Below are 12,411 nucleotides of genomic sequence, written 5' to 3' on the forward strand. Positions count from 1 at the left end.
GAATGCAAAGACTTGCGCCGCGTCGCAGCGGCCCGATGGACGGAGGGAGAGAGCGCCGGGGAGACGGAATAGGGTGGGGGTATGGGTTTTGAGGGTGCGGAGGTGGAGCGGCCTACGCGGGAGCGGGCTGCGGTGAGTGAGGACGGGCGGTCGCGGGATCGGACCAGGCCGGCGTTGCCGGATCCGTTGCCGATGAGCGTGGTGGACGCGCATTGCCACCTCGATATCGCGGACGGCGAGGACGGTAACTGGCTGGGCGCCGCCGAGGCGATCAAGCTCGCGAAGTCCGTCGGCGTGACGCGGATCGTGCAAGTCGGTTGCGATCTACCCGGCGCGGCCTGGGCGGTCGAGGCGGCCGCGACGTACAAGGGCGTGATCGCGGGCGTCGCCCTGCACCCGAACGAGGCGCCCAAACACGCCGAGGCGGGCGACCTAGAAGACGCGCTGGCGGAGATCGAGCGGCTGGCCAAGAGTTCCGAGCGGGTGCGGGTGATCGGGGAGACCGGGCTGGACTACTTCCGGACCGGGCCCGAGGGACGCGCCGCGCAGCACGAGTCGTTCGCGGCCCATATCGAGCTGGCCAAACGCCTCGACAAGACCCTGATGATCCACGACCGGGACGCGCACGACGACATCCTGAAGATCCTCGACCGCGAGGGTGTGCCGGAGCGACTCGTCATGCACTGCTTCTCGGGTGATACCGAGTTCGCCCGCGAGTGCGTCAACCGCGGGGCCTATCTCAGTTTCGCGGGCGTGGTGACGTTCAAGAACGCGCAGTCGCTGCGGGACGCGCTCGCGGTGACTCCGCTGGACCGGGTGCTCGTCGAGACCGACGCGCCGTACCTGACGCCCTCCCCGCACCGCGGCCAGCCCAACGCGTCGTACCTGATCCCGCATACCGTGCGGAAGATGGCGGCCGTACTGAACATCTCCGTCGCCGAGCTCTGCGCCGCGCTCAACGAGAACGCCGACAAGGTCTTCGGCGGCACCTGGTGACGTGACCCAACGCCATCCGACGGTGATCACCGACCAGGAGATCGCCATCGGGCTCACCCCGGCAAGAGGCGCCTCCTGGATGCGGGAGGCGTTGGTCGACGCGCACCACGGACGCCTCCACACGCCGCCCCGGGTCAGCGCCGACCTGGGCGACGGCCGGCTCGTCTTCACCGCGGGCGCTCTCGACGGCGAGTGGTACGGCTTCCGCTCGTACGACTCCTTCGGCCGGGACGCGGGCGACCAGGTCATCGTCATCCACGACTGGTACGACGGCGCGGTCAAGGCTGTTGCCATTAGCAACGAGCTCGGTCCACGCCGGGTCGGGGCGATCGGCGCGGTCGCGGCCGACGTACTGGCCAATCCCCTCGCGACCAGCCTCGGCCTGATCGGCAGCGGCGTGCAGGCGCTCGCGCAACTCCAGGCCGTCGCGGCCGTGCGCCGGTTGACCGATATCGCGGTGTTCGGACGTGATCCGGTACGACGTGAGGCCTTCTGTGCAAGGGCGAACGCGTTGGGGATCGGCGCCTATCCGGTCGAGTCGGCACGTGACGCCGTGGCCGGGAAACAACTGGTGCTGGTGGCAACGAATAGCGCGACGCCCGCGATCGACCCGGCCTGGATCTCCCCGGGCGCGTTCGTCACGACGCTCGGGCCGAAGCAGCAAGGGCGCGCCGAATTCGGTCCGGACCTGATCGCCCGGGCGGATCTGGCCGTCACGGACTCCATCGCGCAGACGCATGCGTACGATCCGCCGTACGTCCTCGCCGGCACTCCCGAACACCAGCGGCTCGTCAGCCTCGGCGCGATCGTCGCGGGGGAGCGGCCGGGCCGGATCGATCCGGACCAGGTCGTGGTGTTCTGCTCGGTCGGGCTCGCGGGCACCGAGGCATACCTCTTGAACAGATTGGTCGAGCATGGAGTTCAGTGAGGTCGTACGCCGTCGCCGGATGGTGCGGGATTACGACCCGGACCGGCCCGTACCGCCCGAGATCCTGGACCGGATCCTGGCGAACGGCCTCCGGGCTCCGTCGGCCGGCTTCAGCCAGGGCTGGGCGTTTCTCGTGCTGGAGAAGCCCGACACGGATCGGTATTGGGCTGTCGCCGCGCCGGACCCGGACCCGAAATACGTCCAGTGGATCGAGGGGCTTCAGCGGGCGCCGGTGCTGGTTCTGGCGTTCGCGCACAAGGACACCTATCTAGACCGGTACGCCGAGAAGGACAAGGGGCTGACCGATCGCGACGAGTCCCGCTGGAGTGCGCCGTACTGGTATATCGACACCGGGATGGCCGCGCTGTTGATGCTCCAGACGGTCGTGGATGAGGGGCTCGGCGCGTGCTTCTTCGGTATGCCGACCGACCGGATTTCCCTTATTCGCAAGGAGTTCGGCGTTCCTGAGGGGTACGACGCGGTGGGCGTGATCTCGATCGGCTACCGTGCGCCCGATCGGCCGTCGCCGTCGCTCAAGCGGGGCCGCCGAACTCCCGCGGAAGTGGTGCACCGCGGCCAATGGCGTGAGGGTTGATATCACTTAATGCAACCGAGCCGTTACTGTAATTTCACGCATTCGGCGAGTGGTTTGGCGTTTCGTGACGTTCTTCGTTACTGTCTCGTGATGTTGGCCGGGATCGGGGAAGATCCCGGACAGCACGCCCCTCGGCGAAGACCGTGTCCTCCAGGCCCTGAATCCCTGGCGAATCGCGGCGTTCGTCAGTGCTGTCCCTCCCCGTGCCCGGGTAGCTCTATCTGGGAGCATTTGTGCGTAAGTCCATCATCGCTGTCGCGGCTGCCGCGACTGCGATTGCTGTCGCGGGCGGAAGCGTTGCCTACGCGACGAAGAGCAAGACCGTCACGCTGTCGGTCGACGGACAGGTGCAGAAGGTGCACACCTTTGGTTCCACGGTCGCCGACGCCCTGAAGGCGAAGAAGATCACCGTCACCGATCGGGACCAGGTCGCGCCCGCGCTGGATGCCAAGCTGCAGGAAGGCCAGGAGATCGCGGTGCAGTTCGCCCGTCCCCTGACCGTGAACGCGGATGGCAAGAAGAAGAGCTTCTGGACCACCGAGGACACCGTCAGCGAGGCGCTGACCGAGCTGAACCTGCGGTACGCAGCCGGCGCTCAGCTATCCACCAGCCGTAGTGCCTCCATCGGCCGCGAGGGTCTAGCCCTGACCGTCCGGACGCCCAAGACGGTGTACTTCGTTCGCTACGGCAAGACGTTGCCGTTCAAGACCACTGGTACGACCGTGGCCGAGGCGATCGACCACGCGAACGTGAAGGTCGACGGCGACGACCGGGTCACCCCGGCCGTGACCACCGCGATCAAGTCCGGCACCCGGATCGTGATCGCGAAGGTCGACCACAAGCGCAGCACGAAGGTGGTGCCGGTCCCGTTCGAGAAGACCGAGACCAAGAGCGCCACCCTGTTCGTGGGCGACAAGAAGACCACCCGTCCGGGCGTAGCCGGTAAGCGTCAGGTGCAGCTGGTGCTGTCCTTCGTGAGCGGCAAGCTGGTCGCCACTCGCGAGGTCTCCAGCAAGATCCTGGTCAAGCCGGTGGCCGAGCTGGTCACCGTCGGGACCAAGCCGAAGCCCGAGGAGACGGACCCCGTGATCGGTGGCACCGCCGCCTGGGACCGGATCGCCGAGTGCGAGTCCGGTGGCAACTGGGCGACCAACACCGGCAACGGGTACTACGGCGGCCTGCAGTTCAGCCACAGCACGTGGCTCAACTATGGCGGCGGGAAGTACGCCAACAACGCGCACCTGGCGTCGAAGGCACAGCAGATCGCGATCGCCGAGAAGGTCCGTGACGCCGAAGGCGGCTACGGCGCCTGGCCGGTCTGCGGTAAGCGCGCCTGATACCCGGCAATTGCGCGACATAAGCGAGACTGGGCGGCGTGACCGCTCATGAGACACCCGCATCCGCCGGACCGAGACTGCTCGGTCCGGCGGATGTGCGTTCGCTGGCCGCACGGCTGGCGCTGCGCCCGACCAAACAGCGTGGCCAGAACTTCGTCATCGACCCGAACTCGGTCCGCCGGATCGTGCGCGCCGCCGGCCTGGCCGAGACCGGTGAGACCGTGCTCGAGGTCGGGCCCGGGCTGGGCTCGCTGACGCTGGCGCTGCTGGCCGATGGTCACCGGGTCACCGCTATCGAGATCGACCCGCTGCTCGCCGGGGCACTGCCCGACACGATCGCGACGTACGCCCCGGCGCAGGCCGACCGCCTCACCGTCGTACTGGCTGATGCGATGACCGTGACGTCCGAGCAGATCGGCGCTCCCGACGCCTGCGTGGCCAACCTGCCGTACAACGTGGCCGTGCCGGTGTTGCTGCATCTCCTGTCGATCGCGCCGACGATTCGCCATGGGCTGGTGATGGTCCAGTCCGAGGTGGCCGACCGGTTGGCGGCACCGCCTGGCTCACGCACGTACGGCATCCCGTCCGCGAAGGCCGCTTGGTACGCCGACGTGCGCCGGGCCGGTCCGGTCGGGCGGCAGATCTTCTGGCCCGCCCCGAACGTCGATTCCGGGCTGGTCGGGTTCGAACGGCGCGAGCCGCCGGCCACCGAGGCCAGCCGCGAAGAGGTCTTCGCCGTGATCGACGCGGCCTTCTCGCAGCGGCGTAAGACCGTGCGTTCGGCGTTGGCCCGCTGGTGCCCGGATCGCGAGGTGCTGGACGAGGTGCTGCGTGCTGCCGGGGTCGATTCCGGTGCCCGTGGTGAGGTCCTCGGGATCGCCGACTTCGCCCGGATCGCGGGAGTTCGCGCTCAGATGCCGGGTCCCGATCCGGTCAGCCCCTAATCTGTGCCCGTGCCTCCTGCCTCCCAGGTCACCGTCCGGGCCCCGGCGAAGATCAATCTCGGTCTGTCCGTTGGTGCGCCACGCTCAGACGGCTTCCATCCGCTCGCCACGGTCTACCAGGCCGTCGCGCTGTACGACGACGTCACCGCGGTCTCCCGCGAGGATGGCGAGATCACCGTCGAGGTGCTCGGCGACTTCGCGACCGAGGTGCCGGCCGACGACACCAACCTGGCCGTGCGGGCCGCTCGGCTGCTGCAGTCCGAGTACGACGTTGACGCGGGCGTAGAGCTCACTATCCGCAAGACCATCCCGGTGGCGGGTGGGATGGCTGGAGGCTCTACGGACGCTGCCGCCACCCTTGTCGCGTGTAACCGGCTCTGGGGCCTACAACTGGCCTCTGCCGACCTGGAACGGCACGCGGCCACACTGGGCAGCGACGTACCGTTCTGCCTGGTCGGACACACAGCACTTGGCCGTGGCCGCGGTGAGCAGGTAACCGAGGTCATGTCGCGCGGGACGTTCCACTGGGTCTTCGCGATCGCTACAGGCGGTCTATCCACGCCCAAGGTGTACGGCGAGCTGGACCGGCTCAGGCCGCTGCGCCGGGTGGAGCCGCCAGAGGTTGCTCCCGAGCTCCTGTCGGCCCTCTTGACGGGTGAGCCGGCTGCACTTGCTCCTGCGCTCAGCAATGACCTGCAGGCGGCAGCGTTGTCCCTACGACCTGAGCTGGGGGAGACCCTGCAGTTCGGTCTGGACAAGGGTGCGCTCGCTGCGATGATCTCTGGCTCTGGACCCACCTGCTTGTTCCTCGCTCCGGACAGTCGCCGGGCAGTGGATCTAGCAGTTCACCTGGCCGACTCCGGGCTCTGCAGGATGGTCCGGCAGGCCGAAGGACCTGTGCCGGGTGCACGAATCATTCCGGGGCCGGCGCGCTAATGCCCGAGCCCTTCGCAGTGCTGCTGACCCGATGCCGTCGGGAGGCTGGACTGACGCAGGATGAGCTCGCCCATCGCTCTGGTCTGAGCGTCGAAGCCGTCAGCACGCTCGAACGTGGCGCCCGGCGCTATCCCCGCCGGGTCACGGTCGAGCAGCTCGCGGCGGCACTCGGCGTACCGGCGGATCCGCTGCTGGAGGCCATCCCTAGCCGCCGGGCCATGCCTGTCGTCGCGCCGCCGGACGTGCCTCGGCAACTGCCTATGGCGGTCAGTGACTTCACTGGCCGGACTGAGGATGTCTCGCGCCTCACGGACTTGTTGTCGTCCAGGCGAGGGCCGGTGGTCGTCGCGGTTACTGGCATGGGCGGAATCGGCAAGACCACGCTCGCGATCGAGGTCGCGCAGGCGGTCGCGGACGACTACCCAGACGGACATCTCTGGCTCGACCTGCGCGGCCAGTCGCCGATCGAACCGCTGTCGCCGCTTGACGCGCTGGGGCAGTTGCTGCGCGGTTTGGCCACTCCCTCGGACAAAATCCCGGCGGAGACCGGACTGGCCGCGGCAAGGTTCCGCTCGCTCTTGCACGACCGGCGGGTTCTGCTCGTCTTGGACAACGCGGCGAACGTTGCGCAGGTGCTACCTCTGCTACCAGCCGGTCCAGGCTGTGCCGTCGTCATCACTAGCCGCCATACGATGACCGGTCTGGCCGGGGCTCACCAACTGCCGCTAGGCCTGCTGGCGCCCGACGAGGCCGAGGGCCTCTTGCGATCAATGGTCGGGCCAGCCCGGCTAGAGGCCGAACCGGCCGCCGTAGCCGACTTGATCGAAGCTAGCGGGCTACTGCCGCTGGCTGTTCGGTTGGCCGGCGCGCGGCTTGCCGATCGGCCCAGCTGGCCCGTGGCCTACTTGGTCCAGCGGTTGAAGGCATCCCGGCTCGACGTCCTCGATGGGGCTGATGCCGGCATCCGAGCCGCCTTCGCAGTGTCGATCGATCAGCTCGCCAAGAGCTCTTCGGAGAGCGACCGGGCTGCGGCGGAGGCTTTCGCTAAGCTTGGCGCCTTCGATGGTCCAGACCTGTCGGGGCTGGTGGCAGGCGCCATGCTCGGGGTAGAGCCGTATGAGGCTGAGCGTCTGCTTGAGCGGTTGGCCGACCTACACCTGGTCGAACCGACTGCCGACGGGCGATACCGCTTCCACGACCTACTACGGGTCTACGCGCGCGAGCTCGGCGTACAGCCTGATGTGGAAGGTCTGACGGCTCTATTCAATGCAGTGGCGTGGCGGGCGTGCACACTGAACCGCCCGACCAGTGCGCGCCTGGCTTGGGCCGATGGACGCTGGGCCGGGGACGCACCTGAGCTGGGCGATCTCGTCACGACCCTCGATTGGCTGGAGGCCGAACATGCGAACCTGGTCGCGGCCGCTCTGCAGGGCACGCCTTCGGTGCTGCCGCTGGCGGTCGGCCTGGCGCAGTTCGGGATGTCGCGCGGCTACTGGCTGGATCACTTCCGCATTTGCGAGATCGGCCTGCGGGTCGCGATCGAGATGGGCGACCGGATGGCGGAGGGGTTCGTGCGCAATGACCTCGGCCTGGTCCGGGTCGATCTCGTCCCGGCCGGCCTGAGTTCGTTCGAACGGGCGCTGGACGAATTCCGCGAGGCACTACGGGTCTTCGAGCAGGTCGGCTCGGCTGGGGGGATCGGACAGAGCCTGGTCAACCTCAGCTATGGCCTCGAGGCGGCCGGGCATCCCACCGACGCCGTGCGCTACGGCGAACGCGGTGTCGAGCACGCCCATCAGGTGGGCGACCGCCATGGCGAAACCTGGGCCCGGATCAATCTCGCCCGGATCTACGGCGGGGTCGGGCGCCACCAGGCCGAAGTGGCCGAGTACACCCAAGCGCTCAGCCTCAGCGAAAGTGACGGCTCTACGTTGGCCGCGCTGCTCGGCCGGGGTGCGGCGTACCGGGGCCGAGGCGACTACGCCGCCGCCGAGCGGGACCTGCGCCAGTGCGCGGAGATCGCGGACCGCCTCGGGCATCGCGGCAGCCAGGCCCGGGCCCGCGCTGAAGTCGGCCGGCTGGCGCAACTGCGCGGCGACCATGAGACGGCCCTGCGCGAGCTGACCGCGGCGCTGGAACTGGCCCGCCGGTACGACGATCGCGGTGGCGAGGCCTCGACCCGTCATGGCCTGGGCCTGTCGCTGCTGGCGCTCGATCGCGAGCCGGAGGCCCGGGCGGAGCTGGCGGCGGCGCGGGCGATCTACGAGGTGACGGGCGAGATCGAGCTGGCCGCCGAGATGGACCGGATAATTCGCGAGCACTGACGGCGATTCGGCGGTACCGTCAGCGTGTTCATCGAGTGTGAACGTGTGTGAATCGTGGATGTGAGAGGAGTCGGGGATGCGCCAGGCGTCGCAAGACATCGGGACCTCCTGTCTCTTCGCACACCCTTGGACCCTTCTTGCGTACCTCTGCTCTGACCATGGGGATTCTGGCCCACGTTGACGCCGGAAAGACCAGCCTGACCGAACGTCTGCTCTGGCAGGCCGGGGTCATCGACACCGTTGGCCGGGTCGATGACGGCAGTACCCAGACCGACTCGATGGACCTCGAGCGCCAGCGCGGGATCACCATCCGCTCGGCCGTGGTCTCGTTCCCGCTCGGCGATCTCACCGTGAACCTGATCGACACCCCGGGGCACTCCGATTTCATCGCCGAGGTCGAACGTGCTCTGCGCGTGCTCGACGGCGCCGTACTCGTCATCTCGGCGGTCGAGGGCGTTCAGGCCCAGACGCGGCTGCTGATGCGGACGTTGATGCGGCTGCGCATCCCGACCTTGTTGTTCGTCAACAAGATCGATCGGGTCGGCGCGCGGTACGACGATCTACTCGAGTCGATCGCGGCCAAACTCACGCCGACCGCCGTACCGATGGGCTCGGTGACGGACCTCGGCACCCGCGTCGCGTCGTACCAACCCTTTGCCCCAGGCAACGAAAAGTGGGTCGACCGGGTCCGCGAGGCGCTGGCCGAGAACGACGACTCCTGGTTGCAGGCGTACATCTCCGGCTCATCGCCGGTCGCTGCTTTTGACGGCTTGGTCGATCAGACCCGGCGGGCGCTTGTGCATCCGGTCTACTTCGGCTCGGCCATTACCGGCGAAGGCGTGCCTGAACTCGCCGAGGGCATCCGCACTTTCCTTCCGGCCGCCTCCGCCCAGCCTGCGGATGGCGCGTTACAAGGCGAGGTCTTCAAGATCGAACGAGGTCCGGCCGGCGAACGCATCGCTTATGCCCGGCTCTTTGAAGGCGCGCTCGCTGTCCGGGACCGCGTCAGCCTTTTCGACGGGCCGACGTCGTACGACGGAAAGGTCTCCCGGCTGCAGGTCTTCGAAAGCGGTAAGGCCGTCCCGGTCGACCGTGCGGAGGCGGGCCGGATCGCGAAGATCTGGGGGCTCGGCGAGGTCCGGATCGGCGACCAGCTCGGCCGGTACGACGAACGCGCGGGCGCCATCTCGTTCCCGCCGCCGACGCTGGAGACGTCAGTGCGGGCGGCTGATCCGTCGGACCGGGTCCGGCTGTTCACGGCGCTCCAGAAATTGGCCGAACAGGATCCGCTGATCCGTCTGCGGGTCAATGGTCACGAGGTGTCGGTATGCCTCTACGGCGAGGTGCAGAAGGAGGTGCTCAAGGCCCTCCTGCTGGGCGATTTCAACGTGGCGGCCACGTTCGAACAGACCCGGCCGATTTTGCAAGAACGCCCGATCGGCATCGGCGAGGCCGTCCGCTTCATGGGCGAACCCGGCAACCTCTGCATAGCCACCGTCGGCCTTCGGATCGAACCAGGTGCCGGTGTTGGATACCAGCTCGAGGTTGAGCTCGGTGGTCTGCCGCGTGCCTTTCACACGGCGATCGAGGAGACCGTGCATTCCTACCTTCGGCGTGGCGGCCTGCACGGCTGGGAGGTGTCGGAGTGCCTCGTCACGGTGACCCACACGGGGTATTCGTCGGTTGCCAGCACGGCCGGCGACTTCCGCCGCCTGGTCCCCGAGGTCCTGCACCTGGCCCTCGAACGCGCCGGCACCCAGCTCTGCCAGCCGATGAACCACTTCGGCCTGGAAATCCCCGCCGACACCCTCGCCCCCGTACTCGCCAAGCTCGCCGAAAACGCCGCCATCGTGCAAGAAACCACCGTCACTCCCACGTCGGCCCACCTCACCGGCCTCATCCCAGCCGCCCGAACCCACACCTTCGAAACCCACCTCCCCGCCCTAACCCAAGGCGAAGCCCTCCTAACCACCACCCACCACACCCACCACCCCCTCCCCCACTAGCCCTCCCTCCCAACCCACTCATCGGTCCCTTGTGACGCGGCGTGTTGCCCTTCATCGGTCCCTTGTGACCAAAGGAGTTCTGGCGGGCCTACCGCACTTTGCATTCATTCGTCGGAATCCGCCCTCGTGGTCACAGCGGACCGGTGCAGGGGAGTTGACGGGCGAGGGCGGATTCCGACGAATGAATGCAAAGTGGAAGGCCCGGGCGGGACGCCGCGGAAGGCGCACGTGTGGTCAAAAGGGACCGATGAACCCCGACACACCGCGTCACAAGGGACCGATGAACGCCACCACGCCCGGTCAGAACGGTTCGATGACGCGCCGGGGTTTGGTCGGAAGGGACCGATGAACGCGGACACGCCGGGTCACGAGGGACCGATGAGCGGGATATCAGGGGGTGGTGGGGATTCGGGTGGGGGTGGGGTGGGCGGTTAGGCTGGGCGGGTTATGGCCGCTCCTGTCTCGAACCTTGTCAATCTCGAAGCCGTTACCAAAGGCTTTGGGACCCGGATCCTTCTCGATGCCGTCAGTCTCGGGGTGGGCCGCGGTGATCGTATCGGTGTGGTCGGCCGCAACGGTGACGGCAAGTCGACCCTGTTGCGGGTGCTCGCGCGCCAGGAGGAGGCCGACTCCGGCCGGGTGACGCATAACCGCGACCTGCGACTCGGATTCCTCGGTCAGACCGATGACCTGGATCCGGACTCGACGGTCGCGGCCGCCGTACTCGGCGACGTCGAGACCTACACCTGGGCCGCGGATCCGCGCGCGCGTTCGGTGATGGAACACCTGCTCGGTGGCGTCGACCACGAGGCGAAGGTCGCCAGCCTGAGTGGTGGGGAGCGGCGTCGTACCTCGCTGGCGAAGCTGCTGCTGACCGATGTGGACCTGCTGATCCTGGACGAGCCGACCAACCACCTCGACATCGAGGCGGTCAACTGGCTGGCGGCGCACGTGGTCGACCGGGCCGGCGCGTTGATCGTGGTCACACACGACCGGTGGTTCCTCGACGCCGTGTGTACGAACACGTGGGAGGTCCACGGCGGCGACGTGACGTCGTACGAGGGCGGTTACGCGGCGTACGTGCTGGCCAAGGCCGAGCGCTCCCGGACGGCGAAGGTCACCGAGGAGAAGCGGCAGAACGTACTGCGCAAGGAGCTGGCCTGGTTGCGTCGCGGTGCACCCGCGCGTACGTCGAAGCCGAAGTTCCGGATCGACGCGGCCAATGCGCTGATCGAGAACGAGCCGCCGCCCCGCGACCGCCTCGCGCTGGCCCAGCTCGCCACCTCGCGGCTGGGCAAGGACGTGTTCGACGCCGAGCACGTTTCGCTTGCCTATGGCAACAGAGTGCTGTTCGACAATCTGACCTTCCGGATCGGACCGGGCGATCGGCTCGGGCTGCTCGGGCCGAACGGCGCCGGGAAGACGACGTTCCTGCGACTGCTGACCGGCCAGGTCACACCGGACAAGGGGCGCGTCAAGCAGGGCAAGACCGTCAAGATCGCGCATCTCTCGCAGGCGCTGGAGGACCTCGACGGCTCGCTGACGGTGCTCAGCCACATCACTGGGATCCGTCGGGCGGCTCAGCTCGCGGGCTCGGGCGGCGAGATGACGGCATCGCAGTTGCTTGAGCGGTTCGGCTTCACGGGCGACAGGTTGACAACGCGGATCGGTGATCTGTCGGGTGGCGAGCGGCGCCGGCTGCAGTTGTTGCGGGTGCTGCTGGATGAGCCGAATGTGCTGATCCTCGACGAGCCGACCAACGATCTGGACGTCGAGACCCTCACGGTGATCGAGGACTTCCTGGACGGCTGGCCCGGCACGGTGCTGGTCGTCACCCACGACCGGTACTTCCTCGAGCGTGTCAGTGACAGCGTCTACACCGTGCCCGGCGACGGCACGGTCGTGCACCTGCCGCGTGGGGTCGAGCAATATCTTGAGCGACTTGGTACGACGCCCAGGCGGCGTACGGTGGCCGCCGCGCCGGAAGTTGCCGAGGACAACGATCCGGCGCCAGTCGTCAGTGCGGACGAGGCGCCGGCGGTGGATCCCGCGACGGCCCGGGCGGCGAAGAAGGAGCTGAACCGGATCGAGCGGCAGCTCGCGAAGCTGACCGAGACCGAGGCCAAACTGCACGACCAGATGGGCGCGAACGCCAGCGACTACGCCAAACTGGCCGAGCTGGACGCGGAGTTGCGCAAGATCGCCGACGAGCGCGGCGAGCTCGAACTCGCCTGGTTCGAAGCGGCCGAGCGCGCGGAGTAGCACCAAAGCGCCGAAGTGGTTCGCGGCCGGGTGGCGGCGGGTGGTGCACAAGACTGCGACGATCGGTCCCAATTTGCCGCTCT

General features: G+C 67.9%; 9 protein-coding genes. All 9 read left to right on the top strand.

Annotation, left to right across the window (positions count from 1 at the left end):
- The first annotated feature begins 81 nt into the window (after positions 1-81).
- The 9 genes from OG394_RS34315 (at position 82) to OG394_RS34355 (ending at position 12,328) form a co-directional block, all read left to right on the top strand.
- The gene (locus OG394_RS34315; protein WP_328991354.1) at positions 82-996 is read left to right on the top strand and encodes a TatD family hydrolase; all 915 of its coding nucleotides are present in this window, start codon (positions 82-84) and stop codon (positions 994-996) included.
- A 1-nt stretch (position 997) separates the two neighbouring features.
- Complete coding sequence (locus OG394_RS34320; RefSeq protein ID WP_328991355.1) at positions 998-1,924, top strand: hypothetical protein; 927 nt, start codon at positions 998-1,000, stop codon at positions 1,922-1,924.
- Positions 1,911-2,519, top strand: coding sequence for a nitroreductase family protein (locus tag OG394_RS34325; protein WP_328991356.1), 609 nt, complete (start codon positions 1,911-1,913; stop codon positions 2,517-2,519). The genes OG394_RS34320 and OG394_RS34325 overlap by 14 nt, the downstream gene beginning before the upstream one ends.
- Positions 2,520-2,752: 233 nt before the next feature.
- On the top strand, positions 2,753-3,856 hold the full coding sequence (locus OG394_RS34330; RefSeq protein ID WP_328991357.1) for a ubiquitin-like domain-containing protein: 1,104 nt from the start codon (positions 2,753-2,755) through the stop codon (positions 3,854-3,856).
- 38 nt (positions 3,857-3,894) lie between these two features.
- Entirely contained in the window at positions 3,895-4,800 is a 906-nt protein-coding gene (gene rsmA / locus OG394_RS34335) for a 16S rRNA (adenine(1518)-N(6)/adenine(1519)-N(6))-dimethyltransferase RsmA (RefSeq protein WP_328991358.1), read from the top strand.
- A 3-nt stretch (positions 4,801-4,803) separates the two neighbouring features.
- Positions 4,804-5,736, top strand: coding sequence for a 4-(cytidine 5'-diphospho)-2-C-methyl-D-erythritol kinase (locus tag OG394_RS34340; RefSeq protein ID WP_328991359.1), 933 nt, complete (start codon positions 4,804-4,806; stop codon positions 5,734-5,736).
- Positions 5,736-8,060, top strand: coding sequence for an ATP-binding protein (locus OG394_RS34345; RefSeq protein WP_328991360.1), 2,325 nt, complete (start codon positions 5,736-5,738; stop codon positions 8,058-8,060). The genes OG394_RS34340 and OG394_RS34345 overlap by 1 nt, the downstream gene beginning before the upstream one ends.
- Before the next feature lie 158 nt (positions 8,061-8,218).
- Positions 8,219-10,066, top strand: a complete 1,848-nt coding sequence (locus OG394_RS34350; protein ID WP_328991361.1) for a translation factor GTPase family protein — start codon at positions 8,219-8,221, stop codon at positions 10,064-10,066.
- Positions 10,067-10,513: 447 nt separating this feature from the next.
- The gene (locus OG394_RS34355) at positions 10,514-12,328 is read left to right on the top strand and encodes an ABC-F family ATP-binding cassette domain-containing protein (RefSeq protein ID WP_328991362.1); all 1,815 of its coding nucleotides are present in this window, start codon (positions 10,514-10,516) and stop codon (positions 12,326-12,328) included.
- The last annotated feature ends 83 nt before the right edge of the window (positions 12,329-12,411 follow it).

This window comes from Kribbella sp. NBC_01245, from assembly GCF_036226525.1.
Lineage (GTDB): Bacteria > Actinomycetota > Actinomycetes > Propionibacteriales > Kribbellaceae > Kribbella.